Source organism: Rubripirellula tenax, assembly GCF_007860125.1.
GTDB classification, from domain to species: domain Bacteria; phylum Planctomycetota; class Planctomycetia; order Pirellulales; family Pirellulaceae; genus Rubripirellula; species Rubripirellula tenax.
In genome coordinates this window covers 675,122-697,468 of sequence record NZ_SJPW01000006.1, presented here as the reverse complement: position 1 = coordinate 697,468, position 22,347 = coordinate 675,122, and the positions used below count along the sequence as shown (strand labels likewise).

Below are 22,347 nucleotides of genomic sequence, written 5' to 3'. Positions count from 1 at the left end.
CGTATCCCAGCGGATGAGTTACTTTAGACGTATATGACGGGGAACCATGCCGTGCACGCGAAGCCGGACTTGCGGCATTTTTCACGATGGAAAGTCGTCACTTCCGGCTCGGTGACGGCAACCGTTATCGCTGCTGGTGCTCGGTGTTAGTTCCGATCTGATGTTCGGGATCGCCCCGACGGCTATTCGGCATTCTTCGTTCCATCTCGCACGATGACACATAGTGTCACTCACCCATTCCTTCATGCTAAACCTGGTACACTCGGCTGCACTGGTCGATTCCAGCGGTTGCTCGCATGACGAGCCACCCACGGGGCGGAACGCCGCTTGTATGTTGTTGATACCTTCCCTCCAGCGCTCGACCTCCGAATCTCAAACTGATCACCACTACAAAACTTCAGTGACCAACGTTAATCCAAGGACTTCCCCTACTACTGGCATTATGATTGATGCTCGTCGCCGTTCCGGCGTTGTTTTCTGCTCACGCAGACCGTGCTGGCGACGTTCCGTCGATGTCTTCCGCTATCGCGGTCAATGCTCAACCAATGCCCGCAACAATCGGCGATAACCATGGGTTGTTACGGAGCCGGGCTTGCGGGCGGATTTGTCTGCTTGCAAGTCAATCGTCCCGGCCCGCAAAACCCTACCGTTCGGCATGAGAGAAAACCATGACTAAGCTGCTTCAAGCCGCTGTTCTGACATATGCTGTCGCGGCACTCCTTCCCTTCGGAATCGCATCGGCTCAGGAACTTGAGCCGATCGGTGCTCTTCCCAGGCTGGGTGTCGAATGGGAACTCAACGTCGAAGATCAGCAGTCAAACGTTGAAGCGAAATCGCCATTCCGGTGGGCTGTGTTTCGAAACAAAGGAACTGGCGATTTTCTTTCGTTCGCTACACACCCAGGATGGAAGAACATAAACAACATAAACCTGGAATATCTCTCTGACACATCAAAGGAAATCTTTCCAAACGGCCGCGCCGTCTGGACGCAATCGACCCTCAATGGTACCAGCCATGCCATTGCGTTCGAGGTTGTTGACATCAGGCATAAGAACGCGTTATTCAACGGAGAGAAAGTACTAGAATACTGCTTCATCTCTGAATCTCCCGACCGCGACAACCTCATGGCTCAAGGCCGTGCGTGGATCGGTCCGAAGGGCGTCGTATTCGCGCAGCACACCTCTGCCAAGCCGATTACTTCTGAATTGGTTGATCAGGCCATTAGGTCAATCATTCAAGGCCAAAGGAAACTCGCCGCATCAACCACTCGATAGCGCAATTGCCGAACCATCGCATGCACGGGAGCGGCGGTGGCCAGCGGTTTTTGAATCAACGTCAACTCCCGCCGCCCCGTGATGCGGGTCGTTATCCGACTGAAGTGGCTTGATGCAGACTCCCGCTGGCGAATCTCGGCACGACACACCAATGGATCTACGCAAATCGGACTTTCTCGGAATTGCGGTCGCGATATTTGCCGCATTTCTCACATCCATAATGCTTGCTGGTTGCGCCGGCGTATTCTTCTCGCTATTCGCCTCATCGTTCGCAAAGAGCGACGGACAGACTTCCATCTGGCTTGACCTTATAGCATTCCCTCTGTTCGTTTACCCGCCTTACGTCCTTTGCGGTTTGATAGCTGAACGCTTTGCCATTGTACGCTGGCGCATGGTCGCTTTGATATCTGGTATTCTCTACACTGCCTTCGTATTCGTTGGGATACCGACCGAACGCTGGCAAGACAACACACTCATTGTTCACATACTTCCTGTTTTGCCCCTGACACTACTCGGTGGATATATCGGATACGTGTGTCGCAGAAGCGGATCTCCAGGAACACCACCCACTTCCCACCCGTGAGCGGGGCAAATTGCGTTAAGATGGGAAGCTTGCGGCAGCGGGCGAATGTTCCTCCACTGCCACCCCGAAGCGCAGCGTTGTAAGTCTGATAACCATCACATGCACCGGAGTGGCGGTGGTGCCGTTTTTCCAAAATCACGTCGTCCTCCGCCACCCGGTGATGTGTAACGTTATCCGACTGAAGTGATCTTAGCCTGAACGCCATTGGACACTCGCCACAACAACACGATCGACGCAATCACACTCCGCACACCGCTTGGTTGCATGGGTGAGGCGTCATCGTTCACCGCACGCATGGAACGCTCGGGGGCACTGACCTACTTTGGCCACGCTAACGTTGACCGGAAAGGCGAACACCTTGGGTCTGTTGGTGAATTGCACTTCGATATGCTTGCAACCGTTATCGAGACATCAGGGTTTCTGGAGATTGCCGACACCGATGACGGCCTGAGTACGGCCGGGGAGACGGAAATTGATCTTGAGACTACTAACGGACCTCGAACGATCTCTCGCGATGCCTTTGCGGTCTGTCCGATCTTCTGGGCCATCGAGACGCTATGCTTGTCGCTGCTTCGGAACGCATCGTGGGGCGCAAATGCGTATCTCACTGCGATAACGGACCCAAAAGACTTGCCCGAACCAATCCACGTCATCGAGGCGGACTTGAACCATGATCGGCGGGTACTGCCCGAATCGCCTGCAAAGCGTCACTTGCGCAAACATCGCATTCAACCACCCGAGATTCGCGGGGCGGACCGGTGGATTGCTTATCGTTTTGACGATGATACCTGCATCGAGTACGATCGTTCCACACGAACCTACACCATTTGCACCCGTGGATATCGCTCTGATCCGAGGGACATGCAAGGCGTGACTCGCTTCTTCGCGGACCAAGACGGCGGATAACCAAGCCATGCACCGGAGCCGGGCTTGCGAGTTTTTACAAATGGAACATCAACCGTCCCGGCCCGGTGATGGCAGACGTTATCCCAACTAATGCGCGGAGGTGCCGGCCGATCTCGCTTCGTTGCGGTTCGATCAACAACGTTCGACTGCCGGGGATGCCGGCCGACCTTGGTTCAAACGGTTGTCTCGAAATCACGTCCGAACGTGACGTACCGCATCGCCGGAAAATCTTCCGGCCACGCTGATCTATTTTTCCGGCGATGCGGAACGTCACGTTCTCCAGGTTGCTTCCAGCGTTTCGCCATGCCCGAAGCTTGCGGTTCGTCCGGCATTGGAATGGTTTACTCCGCTGCAAGCTGCCGAAACGCGGACACTCTCGCCAATGGCTCCATTTGTCTTTTCCCACCGGGCCTCGCCATTGGCGAGAGAGTCCGCGTTTCGGCTCCCTTCGTTCGCCGTGCCCGACCCGCTGACGGTCGGCAACGCTCGAAACTTGCCGCACGATTCAATGCCCGCTATGCTGTCGAACGGTGGTCACCGCTGCCCATCGCTGATTCAATGCTCGATTCAATGCAATGGGATAACCACGGCATGCACCGGAGTGGCGGTGGTGCGGTTTTCTCGAAATCACGATTTTCGCCGCCACCCGGTGATGCCAACCGTTCTGCCACTGAAGATTTGCACTTCCGATGATTGACGTCTCAATCGCGTCAGCTGATTCCGAAACGACCATCGAAGTCGCGTTGGGTAGCGCATCGGAGGAACGGGCGCTCGCGGTTGTCCAGTTCGCAGTGATGTGCGTGGGACTTATCCTCGTTCTTCCCGACATCCATTTAGCGAGATTCCCTCACGATTGGTTTGGATCGGCTGAGCTTGCTGCCCGCTTCGCCTTTGCCGGACTATGGATTGCGATTGGCATATTTGCATCTTCGCGTGTGATCTTTCCCCCGGTCCCGATTTCCTTGCATTTCACACCGCACCAGATCGGATACGATTCTGGTCGCCCTGGATTACTTTATCTTTGCAACACGTACGGCGAGCGTCTTCACCCAGTCTGGTCGCGCGCACTCCAGAAAAGAATTCGTTGGGACCTGCATCGTCGGGATTTAGACGTTTCGAACGTTCTCTTGACGGCAAGTCATGGAATGCTCCATCTGCAATCGCGCTCAGGGCTACTTGGATTCGGGCTGTGCATACCCGATCAAGTGCATGACAGCCTTTGCGAGGCGATTCAAGCCTGGGCGAAGGCAGAACCATCCAATGCACCCGAGCACGCGAGCCGGGCGTTTTCAAATGGACAATCTACCGCGCGTGCCGGGTGATTGGTAACGTTATTTGCACTGAGAATGGACGACCGAACATTCGCATTGATCTTCCTCTCCGTTTCGGGACTTGCCTTTGCGTACGCAACACTAGGCCGACTGTTTGGCTTCCACAAACCGATTCCTTGGTCTGGTGGGGGCAACTCAACACTTACGGGCGATCTTGCAGTTGCGGGGTTCTTCGGTTGCCTTGGGCTTTCTGTCGCGGTCTCTCCAGTGTTTGTGATTCCCGCACTCGTTTGCTGGCTCGTTGGATCGCGCTCGCAGACAAATGCCAATCGACGGTTCGCCAATGAAGAACAGCAGTTGCGCGATTCCAATGCGAAGAATCATCCTGGTGTATTTGACACGGAACCGCCAACCAATCTCGATCCGAGCGACACCGATTTGGTTGATCTGTACGACTGTGGTTCTTGTGTCTATTTGGGCCGTCTAAATGCGTCGATCGTTTCCGACCTAATCTCGGCGACCTCTGACATGCCCGATCAAGGACCAAACGACATTTTCGTGATCGAAGAGACGCTCGAACCACCCCTAATGCCCGAAGCAGTCGAGCTAAAGGCCTTCCTTCGAGAGCACTTCGATACGCGTGGATACGCTATACTGCGTTGGTTTCCGGCGCAAAAAAGCAAATAACCATCGGTTGCAACGGAGCGGCGGTGGTCGCCTTATTTACTATGGTTCAGTCTTTCGCCGCCGCCCGCTGAACCGTGCCGTTCGCCGACACCCAAGCGACCAAACCGATCAGCGAATTGAATCCATACGAACCACCAGCCGAAAAAGAAAATTCCAGCCGCACCTTGAGCGTGGAAGACTTTCGTAGTGCAATACTGCAAGGCCTTGCTGTTCTCGTGATACTATTTTCGATTGACTTCTTTCTCGATGAGACACCTGACCTGTATTACAACTTCGGCGCGCCCATTGCCGTTTTCGGCTGCACTCTAATCTATCGGTCGTTCACGAGCGGGCGCAGGGACAGTGCCAACAGTGGACAGAGTGATGAACACCTGGAAACTGATGATGCACCATAGCGGCGAACCATGCCGTGCACCGGAGCGGCGTCATCGCGTTTCCCGGTGGCTCACTTTACTCTCGCCGCCCGGTGACGGCGGACGTTATCGGACTGACTCCGCAGATGTTCCGCGTGTTTGCTTGCACAAACGATTGCTGCAACGCTTGGTTTTAGGTGCGTCTTTTGGCTCTTGCGTTAGTTGCTCGCCGATTCAAACGCCTTAATCCTTCGTTGGCGATTTGCAGAGCCCACGCCGCTCGCATTCCTTGATAGTGTTCACTGTTGTCGTTTGCTGAACCAGCGTGAACGTTTTCGATCCTTCGTTTACCGTCTGCTGGGCCCGTTGGATGCAATGCCCGTTTACTTGCCGACCCGATCAACGCCCAATTGCTTGCCGCCCGAACCAATGCCCGTTAAGCTGTGGCGACGTGGTTGCCACTGCCCAACTCTCGGTCAACGCCCGTCCATAAATGCCGATAACCAACACATGCACCGGAGTGGCGGTGGTCACGTTTCTTTGGAATCACGTCAATCGCCGCCACCCGGTGATGTGAGACGTTATCGGACTGACGTCTCAGGTGTTTCACGCGTTCGCTCGCACTAGCGATTGCTGCAACGCCTGATTGGAAATTTGTCGTTCGGCATTCGCGTTAGCGAATTTGCGAGTCAAACGCATTGATCCTCCGTTTGCGATTTCCTCCCTCCAAGCCGCTCGCAATTCTTGAACGTGTTCGCTGTTTTCGTTTGCTGATCAAGCGACAACGCTTTTGATCCTTCGTTTACCGTCAACAAGCACTGTCGGATGACAATTGCCGTTTTACTGCCGACCCGATCAACGCCCAATTGCTTGCCGCCCGAACCAATGCCCGTTAAGCTGTGGCGACGTGGTTGCCACTGCCCAACACTCGGTCAACGCCCGTCCATAAATGCCGATAACCAACACATGCACCGGAGTGGCGGTGGTTACGTTTTCTCGAAATCACGTCAATCGCCGCCACCCGGTGATGTGAAACGTTATCTGAACGTGTCGCTCCAGGCGTTTTCTCCCGAACGCGAACGTTGTCATAACGGTCGTCAACCGTCGTCGCCGCTCAGATCGTTTTATACGCTTCCACTGGCCGAACATTGGCTTGCTTCCAATGGCGTCGTCGTTCTATATTCGAGATCGCGCCCGTTCGCAGTAAGGTGACTTCGGCTCTATCTCGGTTGGCCGCGGATTTGCCCAGTGTGGGGTTCGGCCTGATGCGGGGAAAGTCCGCCTCGACGACATTAGCTATTCGGGAAGAGCCGTTTTGAACTTCTGGTCCGGCGTCGGGGTCTCCGATTTGCACTCTCAACGCTGCATCTCTAGAATGTCGGTTGATCCGAAGCTCTTCGGCCTCCCGGTTCCCAGCAATCAGAGAACCAAGCCATGCACCGGAGTGGCGGTCGTTTGTTTTCTCGAAGTCACGTCGTCCCCCGCCACCCGGTGATGGCAAACGTTACCCGACTGAATCATGATTGCACAAACGCACCAAAGAATCGCAATCATGTTCACTGCGTCATGACTCGTATGCTAGAGGCACTTCGCGGTGTAGCACTTTTTGTGAGTGGCTGGGTCGTACTTGCGATCCTTGGAATTGCGTTTGCGTCGGCGCCGTTGCTGGCGCTGACTGGCGTGTCGGTCGTCGGTTTTGCGTGCGCCATAAAAGGGTTCGGTAGCCTGGAGATGCCTTTTGCCATGGTCGTATCTGCTGTTCTTGGCGCTGTCCTGCTCCCGAAGACTGAATGGGCATGGATTGCGCCATGGTTACCAGGCGGGTTCATGGTTTCCGTAGTGCTAACGGACCTATTCGACAAAGAACAATAGTCGCTTGTTCGGCCCAGAGAACGCTCCATGTGGACGCAATCGGTTCGCTATACTCGAACGCGAACCCAGTTTTCCCGCTCGCGCAAAACGCGGGTAACCATCGGATGAACCGGAGGACTCGAAAACGCGGTTGGCAGTGGTTGCTAGTCCGCTCGTCCCCGGTTATCCGTAACGTTATCGGACTGACTCCGCAGATGTTCCGCGTGTTTGCTTGCACAAACGATTGCTGCAACGCTTGGTTTTAGGTGCGTCTTTTGGCTCTTGCGTTAGTTGCTCGCCGATTCAAACGCCTTAATCCTTCGTTGGCGATTTTCAGAGCCCACGCCGCTCGCATTCCTTGATAGTGTTCACTGTTGTCGTTTGCTGAACCAGCGTGAACGTTTTCGATCCTTCGTTTACCGTCTGCTGGGCCCGTTGGATGCAATGCCCGTTTACTTGCCGACCCGATCAACGCCCAATTGCTTGCCGCCCGAACCAATGCCCGTTAAGCTGTGGCGACGTGGTTGCCACTGCCCAACACTCGGTCAACGCCCGTCCATAAATGCCGACAACCATGCCATGCACCGGAGTGGCGGTGGTCACGTTTTCTCGAAATCACGTCAATCGCCGCCACCCGGTGATGGCCACCGTCCCCCGACCGAAGTCTCCTTGTATTGCGCGAACAACCGAACTCGACGATGGCTGATCGAAACGACGGCAAGTGGACTCCCATCACACTCGACGAATTGTGCGTTCTTATCGACGAAGCCGTTTCTCGGCTCGATGACGACCAGATCCGCTTCTGGGATTCGATACGCATCGATCCTGTGAAATGGATGCAACACCCGTGGGGCGAACTTGGTGGTGGCTTCTGGGTTGTCGCGTTGATTGGCTCGACCGCTATTTGGTACAATGACATCGAAGACGGGTTCAACACGTCAAGATTTTGTCACGCGGGTAAACTCGATGAATACTGGTGCGACGACCTTGAGCTCAATCATGTCGTACACCAAATTCGCCGTTCGATCATAGAGGCGGCACCACTACCTGCAAAGCGTGGACCGCCTCGACCGATGGTCGATGAATGATCTCACCGGAGCGGGGAACCAAACGATGCAACCGAGCGGCGAAGTCGGGCGTTTTCAAATGGTTGATCTTCCGTCGCCGCCGGCTGATCGTAGACGTTATCGGACTGACCCGTCAGGTGTTTGACGTGTTCGATTACTGCGACGGTCGATTGCAATTTTGATGTTAGGCATTTGCGTTAGCGGGCTTGCGATACAACCGTCTTGGTCCTTCGTTGATGATTTCCACGACGTACTCCGCTCGTAAGCCGAACCTGTGTTTGCTGTTAGCGTTTGTTGATGGCACCGCAACGTTTTAGATCGTTCGTTTACGGACAACACCCGATTGCTTGCTGCACGAATCAACGCCCGCTAAACTGTGGCGACGCGGATTCCGTTACCCAACGCCTGATCAATGCCCGTTCATAAAAGCCGATCTCCAGGAACACCACCCACTTCCCACCCGTGAGCGGGGCAAATTGCGTTAAGATGGGAAGCTTGCGGCAGCGGGCGAATGTTCCTCCACTGCCACCCCGAAGCGCAGCGTTGTAAGTCTGATAACCATGACATGCACCGGAGTGGCGGTGGTTACGTTTTTCTTAAATCACGACTTTCGCCGCCACCCGGTGATGTCGAGCGTTCGCTGACTGACAAGACGGAAACGCAACGCAGGTTAACACGACATTGTTTGCTCTCATCTTGCTGCTGTTTCTCGCTGCTTGCGGCTTAATCGCTTGGGCTACGCACGCAGCAATCGCGAGCCGTATTCCGACTTGGTCGCGTTTGCTGTTCCTAGCTGCCCTGACTGCCAGCGTCGTCGCCGCGTACTTAACGACATTCCACTACACCTATCTCGCGAATGCCAATACTCGTTTTCACGGCTGGCCCGTTCCCACCGTGATCTTCCAACGCGATGGGCCCGGCGAACCTTGGCTCGACTTTGTGGGGCCGACCGTGATATTGGCGTATCCAATGAATCTCGTGCTGTTTTCCTTCGTTCCCGCGATGTTTGTCCTGGCCGTGTTTGTGTTTCGCAAACGCTCGCATTTGCACTCACCGGAAGCGACGACGGCTGTTGACCTTTCATCGACAACCACGCAAGATGTTGACGATTCGGGCAACCCGTACCAACCGCCGAACGGGACGTGATAAATTGCAGCGAACCATGCGATGCAACGGAGCCGGGCTTGCAAGGTTTTACAAATGGACAACTAACACTCCCGGCCCGCTGATCGCCGCCGTTATCCGGACTGGTGCGCTGTCGTCCCGCTTCAACGACGAATGCTCGGTATCCAGGCGCTGACGACGAATGGCCGGTCCGTAGACCGTCTTGGCCGTGTCGTGTTTCGCAACGTCGAACGCGCTGCAACGCTTGCCAAGATGCTGGGCGGCCTGGGTCACACATGCTCGGCTCCGCTTCGTTGTTTGCGTCTTTGCTTCGGGCACCTGGCTCCACGTCAAACACGGTTCTGCGTCGCGATCGACTCTATTCACACCTATCGCGGATTTACGACTTTCCACGTTGTTTGCTAATTCCCTGCTTGCACCACTGCTACGAACTCGCCACGATGGTGTCACCCAAGTGGACGGAGTCCATGCTGGCGGCGTCCCGCCGTTGTTTTCTGCTCGCGCAGATCATCGTGGCGACGTCCCGTCGTTGTTTTCCGCTCGCGCGTCCCATGCCCGCTGGCGGTCCGCCTCGTAAATATAATCTCGGATAACCAAGACATGCACCGGAGTGGCGGTGGTTGCCGTTTTTGTCTGCTTGCAAGCGTTTCGCCGCCACCCGGTGATGTCAACCGTTACCCGAGTGAAGTTTGATGTCCGCTGACAGAGCCGCACTGGATCTCCAACACATGACGGAGCGTCTGCTCGCGTGTCGCGACAAACCGAAGCGCCAATATTTTGTCGAGCAGATCGGCCGTATTTGGAATCCCGGACGTCAGCACTCGTCATTTCGTCCGTTCCGCGAACCAACCCGACTGCACCATCCGCCAACTGATGCTTCTATCCAAGCTGTTACGTCGTTTGCATCTGATCCGTCGCACTTTGTTCGCCACGCCGTTGCGAAGAGTCTGTCCTCACATCCAGAAGCTGCCGTTGTTTCTATCACTGCGTTCATGAGCCTTCTGGGCGATGCCGACGCTTCTGTTCGCATCGCTGCGGCTGATGGGCTTTGCTATGCCGATGTGCCGTCAAATAATGCTGAGAAACTGGTTCCATTCCTGCAAGATTCAATTTGGTTGGTGCGATGGGGTGTCGCGGCAGCACTCAGCAGCACTACCTACCGGCGCAATGCTTGGGATGCGATGAAAACATCAATTCCTGCCAACGCAGAGCACATCGATTCGTGGTCGTGGCGTGCACGGAACTTCGTTGGGGAACTCCAAACTGATGTAGATACACTTGCTAAACTGCGTGAGTGCGTCGAATCGCTTGGTCGAAGATCGCCCTTTGGTTACGCTACAAAGGCACTGCTTGCAATGGCCGAAACGCGCGGGTAACCATCCGATGCACCCGAGTCGCCGAGCCGGGCGTTTTGACAATGGAAGATCTCTCGCGGCGACCGGGTGATCGGTACCGTTATTCGGGCTGCAACACTTTGGTCGTCGACGCCAAACCTCGCTCATGGCCGGATGCGTGATAGGCTCACACGACTACCGGCAACGCTGGATGTCTTTGTTTCAACTGTCTATTCGATGGTCGGGCCGATCGGGACGTACCGTATCGCCGGTGACTTTCTTGGTCGCGCTGGTTCATTGTCACCGGCGATACGGAACGTCCCGATCTCCACGCTAAGATCGGCGGTTGGCAACGCCCATCTACGGTCACTCGCTCGGCATTGGCACCGTCTGCCTCGCTTCAACGGGCGGAAACGGGGTTCACGTCACCAATGGTTCGATTTGGCTATCCCCTTCGGGACTCACCATTGGTGACGACAACCCCGTTTCCGCCTCCCGCTGTTCACCGCGCCAGGCCCGTAGCGGAAGTCAATGCCCGAAAGGTTGCCAGCGATTTCACCGCCCAATACAATGGCCAACTGGTTTCCACCGCTTAGCGGAACCCGGAGCCGAATAACCAATCCATGCACCGGAGTGGCGGTGGTCGGGTTTTCTCGAAGTCACGTCGTCCCCCGCCACCCGGTGATGGCAAACGTTATCCGACTGAAATCATGAACTCACTACGATCGTTTCGCATCATTGCCGTCTTCGCGCTTTGCCTCGTTTTAGTCGTAGCATCCATCGCGATCCATAACGACGTGAACCACAATTTGATCCCTGACACTGAAGCGAAGCCTGCAACGCGACCTTCTACTGTCCAACCGTCTGCGATGCTGACTGTCTCGCTTCGTGATCTAGGTGTCGTATCAATGGGGACTGTCGTGCCCAACGTCGCGACCGTCAAGAACACTGGCAATTGCGGGCTTCGATTGCGCGCGTGTTCCGGTGGATGCCGTGCCCCCGAATTCGCGGCGTTTCGCAATGCGCTTCCAGCCGGGGCCACTGAATCTCTCGCCCTTCGCATCCGTCACGATGTTCCGGGCACGCATGAGTCACGCGCTGAACTCTATACGGACGATCCGGCAAATCCATATCTTGGCTTTGCATTCACGTACACCATACTGCCCCAAAACGGCGGATAACCAAGCCATGCACCGGAGTGGCGGTGGTCGGGTTTTCTCGAAGTCACGTCGTCCCCCGCCACCCGGTGATGGCAAGCGTTATCCGACTGAAGTATGGCCTCGTTTGACCAATATCTCGACGAGCTGACCGGCAAAGCTCACTCAGCGTTGTATCTGCGATCTCGACGCTACCGCCTGTCGTATCCATACTCCGCATCGGTCCTCCAGGCCCCGGCTTGGTGCCGTGACTGCTCTGCGGTCGTTGCCTCCGAACACATGCCGACTAAAGACGAAATCGAATACGAACGAAACCAACTGATCGCCATCACTCGTGGGATCAAGAATGATATGGCGTTCTTTTTCTGCACCCCTGAAGCTGCGACCAAAGAACTAGAGAACCGAAACCGCTTCTGGTCTGCGATTGCTGACCGGCGATCACCACCCCGGTGCCTAGACTGCTTTGGCGTTGATCTTCTTCCGCTTCCCACAAATGACGATACCCTTGTCACCATCCCCAACGGGCCGTTATTGCGTTATGATACGAACGGATTCGCCGACGTTGGCCCAGAGGCAACCTTCATCTTGGACATTGAGGGACGCCTCGTTCGGCGCGACGGCGGATAACCATGGATTGCACCGGAGGCGGGCTTGCGGCCGCTTTCAAATGGTTGACTTTACTCTCCCGACCCGGTGAATCCGGACGTTATCCGACTAAAATCGAAAGCCGATCCAGACTCTTGCCTTTACGCCAATCCTTCATCGTCATCTTTGCCGCTTCACTGCTGTTGGTGGGGTGCAAGCAGTCGCTCGAATCCAAGCTCGGGCTGTCATATGCCGCACCCATTGTTCCTGATGACGTTCCATCGCAATTCAAACCGGAGCCTGATACGAAACTCGAAAGCTGGCTCGACGATGGAGAGACGCACCTCGACCTGAAGGCGCACTACCTAGACGCACACCGATGCGGATGGGAAGCGGCAATCTGGGACTGGGAGCGATACGGTGACTTCAAAATGCAATCCGAATACGATGCGTACTGTTACCGCGCGGACATTGCTTCGGGTACCGAGGCTCTTTGGATCGGGTACAATGACGCTCGCCGTCAAATTGAATCAAAAACTGGACTTCCATCCACAGTCGCCCAGGACGGCGGATAACCAACGGTTGCAACGGAGTGGCGGTGGTCGGCGTTTCCGTTTGCTTGCAAGTCTTCACCCGCCACCCGCTGAACCGAACCGTTATCCGACTGAAATCCTCAGGCATAATCCGAAGCTGTGTCCTCTGATCCGAACCCATACCGGCCACCAGCTGCGACCAAGGACGATGAATCCTGGTGGTCGAGGATTCGCCGGTTCTTCACGCTTCCAATGCCTGACGCCACGCTCGACTTTGAAGTCGGTGGCAAGGTCATTATTGACGGCATTGCCTTCTACCTCGATACCGTAGACTCGACCAGGTTTTACGCTGCCTCGCCGTCAGGTATACAGACAGACGAGCGTCTTGACCTCGTGGTTTCAGATGCGGTTCGTGTTTTCCCCTTGTTTTTGCGCCGTAACCCAAAATACTACCAACTTGTTTATGGACGCATCCTCTCCGTTCGACTTATCGGAACATATGCTGACAAGCCGACCGAATATTTCCGCGAACACGTTATGCAATTGGACTGGGGCTACGTCTCTGATTTCCTCGGACAATCAAGATAAAACGGATAACCAAGACATGCACCGGAGTGGCGGTGGTTACATTTTACGTCTGCTTGCACGTCGTTCGCCGCCACCCGGTGATGTCAACCGTTATCCGACTGAAGAACAGCGACTCTTTACTGCATCTGCATGTCGAACTCTCCTTCCGTCCTTGAGCTGCACATCGCCGATGCTAAAGACCGCCCAATGGTTGCCGTTGACTCGGTGTCCGCCGTGGCTGGACGGGGCCTGCTCGGCGATCGCTACTACACTGGCACCGGATACTACTCGGACATCGCCGGTTGGGGTGCTCAGGTCACGCTGATCCAGAGCGAAGCAATCCAAGCCGTCAACACCGGGTACGACACGGACTTCGCCGGTTCAATGCTGCGACGCAACATCGTCACGCAAAACATCAAACTAGATTCGCTGATTGGCAAAACCTTCCGTTGTGGCCACGCCATACTTCGCGGCACAAAGCCGTTTCCGCCATGCGCGCACCTTGCCTATTTGCTCGGACGTAAGGAAGTGCTAAAGTGCTTTGCATACTGTGGTGGCATTGGTGCTGATGTCGTTGGTGGCGGTGATATCTCCGTCGGCGATTCGATCAGCATCATCGAACCCGAGGACGGAGGATAACCATCGCATGCACCGGAGTCGGGCTTGCGGCCGTTTTCAAATGGAGCAACAACACTCCCGACCCGGTGATGCGTAACGTTATCGGACTGACTCCCCAGATGTTCCGCGTGTTTGCTTGCACAAACGATTGCTGCAACGCTTGGTCATCGGTGCGTCGTTCGGCATTCGCGTTAGCAACTCGCCGATTCGGACGTCTTGATCCTCCGTTGGCGATTGCCACAACCCACGCCGGTCGCATTCCTTGATGCTGTTCGCCGTTGTCGTTTGCTGATCCAACGACAAAGTTTTCTATACTTCGTTTACCGTCACAAAGCACCGTCGAAAGACAATGCCCGTTTACTTGCCGACCCGATCAACGCCCAATTGCTTGCCGCGTGAACCAGCGCCCGCTAAACTGTGGCGGCGTGGTATCCACTGCCCAGCGTTCGATCAACGCCCGTCCATAAATGCCGATAACCAACACATGCACCGGAGTGGCGGTGGTCACGTTTCTTTGGAATCACGTCAATCGCCGCCACCCGGTGATGTGAGACGTTATCGCGTCGGGGGTGCTCGTTCAGTGCTCATGATTTGTGCGTTTGATCCAGGGGCGTGATTGGTGCGCTCGAGTTGTGCTCGATCCGGCACGGTGATTTCAGGGCTCGATTCAGGACGGAAGACTGCACATGATGACGGCAGGGCAAACCAATTGCCGATCCGAGCACGGACGTTGTGGGCCGTATCGAGATCGTGAGCAAATTGATTGCATCCGTGACTCGCCTGCGGTATCCTGGACTTCTCGGAGCCCATCGTCGGTGGATTCCGGAGCGACCCGATAACCATCGCGTGAACCGGAGACCGCGAGTTAAGCGATTTGGCCGCTAGAGACTTTCCCGCGCGTTCCCGGTTACGCGTAACGTTATCCGACTGAACGATGAACAACGCTGACACAATTGCTGATCTCCAACGTCGTATCAGCGTTTTTCCACCGATTGATTGCGTTACCAATCTTACAGTTGCTCCTCCGCCACCTCTTGCCCCAACTTTGGTCTCCGAGTTCGAGACGGCAACAAACTTGCGTTTGCCTTCGTTTATCCGAAGGCTGTATTCCGAGGTTGCAAACGGAGGATTTGGCCCCGCATACGGAATTGTTCCGCTCATCGCATCTGACGACGACACTATCCTCGATTGGAACTCGAGATACCGTTCCGCGAACCGATCACAACCGGATGGGCCACAGTGGCCCGACCACTTGCTTCACTTCTGCGAAGGTGGGTGCGTTACCACATACGTGCTTGACATCCGCAAAGACGAAGCCCCCGTTTACAAAGTGGACGCCGATGCGTCCAATAATATCTATGATTGGCTTCACTTGGTTTCGCCATCTGTCGAATCGTGGCTTGCTGACTGGGCACGTCATCCCGTAACGAAGGATCGCGGATCTCCAGGAACACCACCCACTTCCCACCCGTGAGCGGGGCAAATTGTGTTAAGATGGGAAGCTTGCGGCAGCGGGCGAATGTTCCTCCACTGCCACCCCGAAGCGCAGCGTTGTAAGTCTGATAACCATCGCATGCACCGGAGCGGGGCTTGCGCGTCTTTTCAAATGGAACACTTTACTCTCCCCGCCCGGTGATGCGGGACGTTATGCCACAAACTTACAAAGACAGAGCTTAGATGAAACGTCACATTCTAATACTGCCTCTACTCATGCTTGCCGGTTGTAGTGACTCGCCGTCCACTCGTAGCGTCGATTCAACCGTCGCCGACGAATCGCAATCGTCACCTGTCACCACATCGCCAGTCGATTCCGGCGTAACGCTCCCTGCCACTTCCGCAGAAGCACTGGTCGCCGCGTATAAGACCGCGTTCGAGGCTGGCGACGTTGATGCAATCGAAAAAATGGTCCACTGGGGCGATGAGCCCTACAAGGAATCTACGATGACCATCGTGTTTAACGTGCGCATCGCAAGAAAAGGTACTGCAAAGATACCGACCATCGAGGTTCGCGACCTGACAGAAGGCGGGTTCGATCCATCTGACTTCACGCTCCCACCCACGAAGACGGTTTCGGGGCATTATTCCTACGACGGCGGTGGCGGAGACCTTGGCATGCCAATTGGAGAGCTGGATGGACACTTCTATTTCTGTGTTGTGAAAAGCAAGTCGTGAACTAGCCGCAGCGCCCAGAGTGGCATAACAAAGGCATGAACGCGGAGCCGCCGACAGCGCGTTTTCAAATGGAGCAACAACCGCGGCGGCCCGGTTATGCCAGACGTTATTCGGGCTGCAACACATTGGTCCTAGGCTTGGATTCTCGCTCATGGCCGGATGCGTGACAGGCTCACGCGACTGCCGACAACGGTGGATGGCTTTGTTTCAACCGTGTATTCGATGGCCGGGCCGATCGGGACGTACCGTATCGCCGGTGACTTTCCTGGTCGCGCTGGTTCATTGTCACCGGCGATACGGAACGTCCCGATCTCCAAGCTTAGGCTAGCGGTTGGCAACGCTCATTTACGGTCACTCGCTCGGCATTGGCACTATTCGCCTCGCTTCAACGGGCGGAAACGGGGTTCACGTCACCAATGGTTCAATTTGTTCATACCCTTCGGGACTCACCATTGGTGACGACAACCCCGTTTCCGCCTCCCGCTGGTAACCGCACCAGGCCCGTAGCGGAAACCAATGCCCGAAAGGTTGCCTCTGATTTCACCGCCCAATACAATAGCGGACTGTTGTCCGCTGCTAAGCGGAACTGGGAACCGAATAACCAAGCCATGCACCGGAGTGGCGGTGGTTGGGTTTTCTCGAAGTCACGTCGTCCCCCGCCACCCGGTGATGGCAAACGTTATTCGATTGGGTGTGTGGAAATACGCGGACACAATACTCGATCCCCGGTGTGCTTGGCTCTTTCCACACGTCGGATTGCCGAAACTTGCCCGGTTGGTCGCGCTTTGATACGATCAGAGGTCTACGGGCGTCACCCACGCGGACGAAGTCCAGACTGGCGGCGTCCCGCCGTTGTTTTTCCCTCGCGGGGTTCATGCTGGCGACGTTCCGTCGTTGCTTTCCGCTCGCGCGTTTCATGCCCATTGGCGGTCCGCCTCGTATCTCATGATCGCGAATAACCATTGCGTGCACCGGAGCCGGGATTGCGAGCGTTTCCTGATGGTTGACTTTACCCTCCCGGCCCGGTGACGCCGGTCGTTATCGGACTGACTCCGCAGATGTTCCGCGTGTTTGCTTGCACAAACGATTGCTGCAACGCTTGGTTTTAGGTGCGTCTTTTGGCTCTTGCGTTAGTTGCTCGCCGATTCAAACGCCTTAATCCTTCGTTGGCGATTTNCAGNGCCCACGCCGCTCGCATTCCTTGATAGTGTTCACTGTTGTCGTTTGCTGAACCAGCGTGAACGTTTTCGATCCTTCGTTTACCGTCTGCTGGGCCCGTTGGATGCAATGCCCGTTTACTTGCCGACCCGGTTAACGCCCGATTGCTTGCCGCGTGAACCAGCGCCCGCTAAACTGTGGCGGCGTGGCAACCGCTGCCCGATGCTCGACCAATGCCCGTTCGTAAATGCCGATAACCAACACATGCACCGGAGTGGCGGTGGTCACGTTTCTTTGGAATCACGTCAATCGCCGCCACCCGGTGATGTGAGACGTTCCCCGACTGAAGTATGCGACGTCCAGATGCCAACTTTGACGACACGCTCAATCGGTATGTGATCGACTACTACCGGCATCTCATGACCGATGGCGAAACGGAGATAATCACGGCGTTGGGGCTAAACCTGAAGGCGTTGCAAACTCAAAATCCTGCTGCAAGCAAGAAACTCGCTTATGCTCGAGGGCTCGTTGACAAACCGCACGTGAAGGCTGCCCTCGACGCAGGGTACCATGAGTCCCGAACACAGATACGCGATCGTTTGCTCAAAGATCACGTCGATGAGGTTGTGTTGAATCGATGCCCAAAGTGTGATGCTCTGTGCCGTACACCGGACGCGCGGATGTGCGTCGCTTGCGGTCACTGCTGGCATCATCAAGAATGCGGGGAACAATGACATGCACGGGAGCACGGCTTGCAGCGTTTTTCGCAATGGATAGTCAACTCTCCGTGCCCCGTGATGTCCGACGTTATCCGACTGGGTACGCGGTGGGCTGTCCGGCCGCTCGCGATCATTGCACTTCGATTCTATGACACTGCACGATCCATACACGAATGCTGAGATCGCTGCGATAGGCGAGCACGCAAAGCCCACGCGTGGGCCGTACTGCCCGAAATGCGACTGCCACCTCCCTGTATTCGACGCGATTACACACGATGCCGAACTTGCGATCCGCAAGCTTGAATGGCCCGCTGCAATGAACGCGGTTTGCAATCTAACCTCGTGCTCTCGCTTGTGGGCTAAGATTTGGCTCGCTCATCCCGATGGCCCCGAACCGCGATTTGGCTACACTGGTGCTAGGCCGTGCCCGTCGTGCGGCGAACCCCTCAGGACCGATGCTGCAAAGCAATGTTTTCTATGTGGCGCGGACTGGCACCAAATCTAGGACTCGACGGAGAACCAAAGGATGCACCGGAGTACGGCTTGCGTGTTTTTCCGTGATGGTTGGCTTTTCCCTCCGTACCCGGTGATCCTAGGCGTTATCCGACACAGGATGAGAATTGACACGAAATGAAATGCAAGAATTGCGGTTCCGTCACACTCCGCACGGATCTCAAAGAGTGCCGGTCATGCGGCGAGTCGTTTGTCGGAGCTAGCGTAAACGGTATTTCGGGAACCTCGACGTCGAGCCACGGCGCACTTCCAAGCCAAGATGATCGCCAGGCTGGCACCCAATCTACTGTGCAACAGAGCTGGCTAGCTCGAACCATCCATCGTCGATCCAAAGGTGGAATTGCGTTCGGCATACTAATGGTGCTAGTTGGGCTATTTGGCGGATCGCTGACTAAATCAAACGCTGCTGTCGGTGGCATTACTCTCGTCGGATGTGGACTCGCAATCTTCGTGCTCTTCGCTATCCTTTTCGCTGCGAGTCGTCCGCCAGCACGTTAGTGCTGACCACTTTACCGCCTGCTAAACCAGACGGCGGATCTCCAGGAACAAAAACCACTCTCCACCCATGAGCGGGGCGGATTGCGGCAAGCTAGGCAAAGTGGCAAGGACGGGCAAGCGTTCCTTCCCGGCCACCCCGAAGCGCAGCGTTGTAAGTCTGATAACCATGACATGCACCGGAGTCGGGCTTGCGGCCGGTTTTAAATGGAACATCAACCGTCCCGACCCGGTGATGTCGGACGTTCTGCCATGAAAGCATCGCTACGTACCATCTCGACCAATGGCTGAACCTCTTACGCGATCGCAGCACCAACTTCGAGGACGTAAACTCGCCGACATGACGGTGGAGCAACTACGTGACTGGATCGACGCTTGCGACAAAATGGAAACCTGGGTTGGTGCCGCCAAGGCCCGTCGCGGATGGCGACTAAGCGGAATCGAAGCCCAAGCCGAACTTGAACGCCGCGATGAGGATGTTTGACGTGGCTGTTCCGTCGTTCAAATGCGCCTTCGGGCACGCGCCAGTAAATTTGGCTTAACATTGTTCCAACTTATGATGTACCGTAAACTGATTCGGCTGGCCGGTCTGGTTGGATGACGGATCGGTGCGTAGTCCAAACCGGAGGCAGAACCAAACGATGCAACCGAGCGGCGAAGTCGGGCGTTTTGAAGTGGTTGATCTTCCGTCGCCGCCGGCTGATCGTAGACGTTCCCCGACTGAAATGCTGTTCACTGGATTGGGCTAGTCTGATGAAACTTGTCACTGTAATCATGATTTCTGTGCTTTGCGCCGTCAGCGCAGTCTCTGCTGAATCGCCTAATCCTAAAACGCCAATCGGCCTCATCGGTTATTGGGTTGCAACCGAAATTCAAAGCAAGGGAGAAGAAACGCCACCCGAAATTCAGATTGATCTCGAGTTCACGAAAACTCAGATGATCATGCATTTTGGTGACCGACTGAACAAACCGATTGATGTATTCGACTGCTTTTCTGTCGCGAAGGACGATCGGCAGTGCCTTGATCTAGTGTCAGCTGACCAATCCCGGGCGCCAGACAAGCAGATTCATATCCATGCCATTTACGATGTGAACGGCGACACGCTGCGGATTTGCGCGGCGAGCCGCAACGGTACCGAGCCACCCGTGAATCACCCAACCAAATTCGCCTCAACTCCTGACCCCAAAACTGACCTTATTGTTCTCAAACGCCGCCCAAAGTAGTCTTTATCAAGTGGACTAACACGGGCTGTCTAAATGCGGGGAACCATCGGTTGCAACGGAGCGGCGGTGGCAGCCGGGCTCGCAATGGCTAAGTCTTTCGCCGCCGCCCGCTGAACCGTAACGTTCGTCAGACCAAGCATGTGGACCTCAACTACAATCGTGAATAGCGATGCGAAGATGACTGACGTGACACACGCAAGCGCGCGTCAAAAGCTGCTGCTATACGGATTCATTGCTTTTGTTGTTGCCGCGTTCCTTGTTGCGATCGCAATGCTTATCTCAACTGATGTCGCCGATTACCTTTTGCCTTACTACGGGTGGCCAATCATTGGATTCTTCTACGCCGCCACACTAAAATACGCGATACCGCCACTTCTGAAACGCAATCCTGTTCCTATTCGATCGTACTTCAAGGCGATATCAACGACCCTCCTGATACTCGTAGGCTACGGCATATTTACGACTGCACTCGGCTGGACCGGCGACAATTTCGACAGTCCCTACTTAACTGTGGCTACGGTTCAACCGCTTTGGACTGTTGCTGTTCCGCTGGTTTGGTTCACCGTGTTTCGTATCGCAATGACCGGCGTCTCACTTCCGATCCGCGAAGACTGACGAACCATGCGATGCAACGGAGCCGGGCTTGCAAGGTTTCACGAATGGAAAGTCAACTCTCCCGGCCCGCTGATCGCCGCCGTTCCCCAACTGAAATCGAGACGCACTTGTTTCGTAAGCTCAGAAACATCGTCGCCGCGTTACTGGCGTCCCTAACCGGATGCCAGCCACCGGCCGTCAACCAAGTCCCTACTTCCGCTACCCAGGTGAGCGGGGATTCGATCGTCGCTCCGATACTCAAAGACTTGCTCGAACATCACGGCGTTCCAACAGACGCAGATGAAAATTGGCTCATTGCAGAGAACGGCATGCGCATGACTGGAGCTGTCGTCAAAGAGTATCCTTCCCCTAAAGGAACAGCTAGTATCCAGCTCGATTTCTACTTTGAACTCGAAGACGGGCGACTGCTGATCGAATCTGTTGGCGGCCTTGGTGCGACAAAGGCTGACGCCGTGAAAGACGGCATTCAGAACTTCACCGGCGGGTCGTTCCACGTACTACTTTCCTCATTCTTCAATGTGAATGCGGACGACCAAATCGAGATCGAAAACTGGGATATCGCAGGAACATCACGTCGCGTCACGATTGGGGGCATGAATGTCCGGACATTCACAGATGCTCCATTTGACCCTCCGACACATTGGTTTCCAATCGTTCAGAATGCTATCGAGAATACGAACCTTCCCCGTGGCACCCACTGGTTTCGCTGCTACTATGCACAGTTCGATAACAAGCCCTCAGCGGTCGAAGTATTGCTTGACAACAACGACTGGCAACCGATCATCAAGACGATGTCAGACATTGACTGGCCCGCTAAGGACGATTTCTACAGCGTCAGAGTTTTTGGTGTCATTCAAGACGGCGGGGAACCATGAAATGCACGGGAGAACGGGTGGTCCGTTTTCTCGTCTGCTTGCAAGTCGTTCGCCCGTTCCCCGTGATTTCTACCGTTATCGCACTGAACTGGAGCACGCGATTGTTTTGAACGAACGTTTTCTTCGGTCACGCGGATTCAATTTTTGCTGCGAACCGTAACTCAACTGCTCGCCGCAGCTTGGTTGATTGACTGGAATGCAATTCCTCCGACACAATTGATTCACTTTGGTCACGTTGATCGTCGCGAAAACGACACTTCATCCTCGGGGCAATCCGTCACCGACATGGCCGAAGGCTAAACGAACAACTGATCTGGCCGCACAGGCAACCGTCACTGCAACCCAATCCGTCGCCAACACAACCATTGCATTTGCGCCGCGGTCGTGTTGATTGCACGCGACAAAACAGCACGACATCGGTTCGGCAATTCGCTTGATGCGCGGTCAGCAGCGCGGTAAGATGTGCTCGTCGGTGACCGCACGTTTGTGGTCACGTTCTCGCCGCTGCAAATTTGGCGATAACCACGCCATGCACACGTGGGATGCCCCCAATTCCTGTACCAGGCGTTATGAAAGATTGGGTTGGGGAATTGGGATCGGTGATTCGCAGTGCTGCTGGAGTGAGGCCGTAGGCCGAACGGAAGCAGCACTGCGAAGCGCGAACT

Annotated in this window: 18 protein-coding genes; all 18 read left to right on the top strand. The window is 55.3% G+C overall.

Going from position 1 to position 22,347, the window contains the following annotated elements:
• The first annotated feature begins 668 nt into the window (after positions 1–668).
• The 18 genes from Poly51_RS23455 to Poly51_RS30680 all read left to right on the top strand — a co-directional run bounded on the left by Poly51_RS23455 (position 669) and on the right by Poly51_RS30680 (position 21,982).
• Positions 669–1,274 carry a hypothetical protein gene (locus tag Poly51_RS23455; RefSeq protein ID WP_146460615.1) on the top strand — a complete coding sequence of 202 codons (606 nt, stop codon included), beginning with the start codon at positions 669–671 and terminating at the stop codon, positions 1,272–1,274.
• Positions 1,275–2,061: 787 nt separating this feature from the next.
• Complete coding sequence (locus Poly51_RS23450) at positions 2,062–2,763, top strand: hypothetical protein (RefSeq protein ID WP_146460613.1); 702 nt, start codon at positions 2,062–2,064, stop codon at positions 2,761–2,763.
• 1,628 nt (positions 2,764–4,391) lie between these two features.
• Positions 4,392–4,721: a hypothetical protein gene (locus Poly51_RS31085; RefSeq protein ID WP_146460611.1), complete on the top strand. Its 330-nt coding sequence runs from the start codon at positions 4,392–4,394 to the stop codon at positions 4,719–4,721.
• 74 nt (positions 4,722–4,795) lie between these two features.
• Positions 4,796–5,116: a hypothetical protein gene (locus tag Poly51_RS23440; protein WP_146460610.1), complete on the top strand. Its 321-nt coding sequence runs from the start codon at positions 4,796–4,798 to the stop codon at positions 5,114–5,116.
• A gap of 2,507 nt (positions 5,117–7,623) precedes the next feature.
• Entirely contained in the window at positions 7,624–8,013 is a 390-nt protein-coding gene (locus Poly51_RS23435) for a hypothetical protein (protein WP_146460608.1), read from the top strand.
• A 660-nt stretch (positions 8,014–8,673) separates the two neighbouring features.
• The gene (locus tag Poly51_RS23430; RefSeq protein ID WP_146460606.1) at positions 8,674–9,138 is read left to right on the top strand and encodes a hypothetical protein; all 465 of its coding nucleotides are present in this window, start codon (positions 8,674–8,676) and stop codon (positions 9,136–9,138) included.
• Positions 9,139–9,809: 671 nt separating this feature from the next.
• Positions 9,810–10,493 carry a HEAT repeat domain-containing protein gene (locus Poly51_RS23425; protein WP_146460604.1) on the top strand — a complete coding sequence of 228 codons (684 nt, stop codon included), beginning with the start codon at positions 9,810–9,812 and terminating at the stop codon, positions 10,491–10,493.
• A gap of 668 nt (positions 10,494–11,161) precedes the next feature.
• Positions 11,162–11,632 (top strand): hypothetical protein, encoded by a 471-nt coding sequence (locus Poly51_RS23420; protein WP_146460602.1) that lies wholly within the window; start codon positions 11,162–11,164, stop codon positions 11,630–11,632.
• A 716-nt stretch (positions 11,633–12,348) separates the two neighbouring features.
• Positions 12,349–12,768, top strand: a complete 420-nt coding sequence (locus Poly51_RS23415; RefSeq protein WP_146460600.1) for a hypothetical protein — start codon at positions 12,349–12,351, stop codon at positions 12,766–12,768.
• Positions 12,769–12,978: 210 nt separating this feature from the next.
• Entirely contained in the window at positions 12,979–13,314 is a 336-nt protein-coding gene (locus Poly51_RS23410) for a hypothetical protein (protein WP_146460598.1), read from the top strand.
• A gap of 129 nt (positions 13,315–13,443) precedes the next feature.
• Positions 13,444–13,932: an MOSC domain-containing protein gene (locus tag Poly51_RS23405; protein WP_146460596.1), complete on the top strand. Its 489-nt coding sequence runs from the start codon at positions 13,444–13,446 to the stop codon at positions 13,930–13,932.
• Between the two features lie 913 nt (positions 13,933–14,845).
• Positions 14,846–15,385 carry an SMI1/KNR4 family protein gene (locus Poly51_RS31905; RefSeq protein WP_390621803.1) on the top strand — a complete coding sequence of 180 codons (540 nt, stop codon included), beginning with the start codon at positions 14,846–14,848 and terminating at the stop codon, positions 15,383–15,385.
• Between the two features lie 203 nt (positions 15,386–15,588).
• Positions 15,589–16,083: a hypothetical protein gene (locus tag Poly51_RS23400; protein WP_146460594.1), complete on the top strand. Its 495-nt coding sequence runs from the start codon at positions 15,589–15,591 to the stop codon at positions 16,081–16,083.
• Positions 16,084–19,251: 3,168 nt separating this feature from the next.
• Positions 19,252–19,452, top strand: a complete 201-nt coding sequence (locus tag Poly51_RS23395) for a hypothetical protein (RefSeq protein WP_146460592.1) — start codon at positions 19,252–19,254, stop codon at positions 19,450–19,452.
• 269 nt (positions 19,453–19,721) lie between these two features.
• Positions 19,722–20,192, top strand: coding sequence for a TIGR03067 domain-containing protein (locus tag Poly51_RS23390; protein WP_146460590.1), 471 nt, complete (start codon positions 19,722–19,724; stop codon positions 20,190–20,192).
• Positions 20,193–20,351: 159 nt separating this feature from the next.
• On the top strand, positions 20,352–20,807 hold the full coding sequence (locus tag Poly51_RS23385) for a hypothetical protein (RefSeq protein WP_146460588.1): 456 nt from the start codon (positions 20,352–20,354) through the stop codon (positions 20,805–20,807).
• 44 nt (positions 20,808–20,851) lie between these two features.
• On the top strand, positions 20,852–21,682 hold the full coding sequence (locus Poly51_RS23380; RefSeq protein WP_146460586.1) for a DUF6348 family protein: 831 nt from the start codon (positions 20,852–20,854) through the stop codon (positions 21,680–21,682).
• A gap of 144 nt (positions 21,683–21,826) precedes the next feature.
• Positions 21,827–21,982, top strand: coding sequence for a hypothetical protein (locus Poly51_RS30680; protein WP_186775754.1), 156 nt, complete (start codon positions 21,827–21,829; stop codon positions 21,980–21,982).
• The last annotated feature ends 365 nt before the right edge of the window (positions 21,983–22,347 follow it).

Coding starts and splice junctions, on each gene's coding strand:
- Poly51_RS23435 (WP_146460608.1), top strand. CDS start 7,624: ATGGCTGATCGAAACGACGGCAAGTGGACTCCCATCACACTCGACGAA.
- Poly51_RS23405 (WP_146460596.1), top strand. CDS start 13,444: ATGTCGAACTCTCCTTCCGTCCTTGAGCTGCACATCGCCGATGCTAAA.
- Poly51_RS23395 (WP_146460592.1), top strand. CDS start 19,252: ATGGCTGAACCTCTTACGCGATCGCAGCACCAACTTCGAGGACGTAAA.
- Poly51_RS23380 (WP_146460586.1), top strand. CDS start 20,852: ATGGAAAGTCAACTCTCCCGGCCCGCTGATCGCCGCCGTTCCCCAACT.
- Poly51_RS23455 (WP_146460615.1), top strand. CDS start 669: ATGACTAAGCTGCTTCAAGCCGCTGTTCTGACATATGCTGTCGCGGCA.
- Poly51_RS23390 (WP_146460590.1), top strand. CDS start 19,722: ATGAAACTTGTCACTGTAATCATGATTTCTGTGCTTTGCGCCGTCAGC.
- Poly51_RS23400 (WP_146460594.1), top strand. CDS start 15,589: ATGAAACGTCACATTCTAATACTGCCTCTACTCATGCTTGCCGGTTGT.
- Poly51_RS23420 (WP_146460602.1), top strand. CDS start 11,162: ATGAACTCACTACGATCGTTTCGCATCATTGCCGTCTTCGCGCTTTGC.
- Poly51_RS23425 (WP_146460604.1), top strand. CDS start 9,810: ATGTCCGCTGACAGAGCCGCACTGGATCTCCAACACATGACGGAGCGT.
- Poly51_RS23410 (WP_146460598.1), top strand. CDS start 12,979: ATGCCTGACGCCACGCTCGACTTTGAAGTCGGTGGCAAGGTCATTATT.
- Poly51_RS31905 (WP_390621803.1), top strand. CDS start 14,846: ATGAACAACGCTGACACAATTGCTGATCTCCAACGTCGTATCAGCGTT.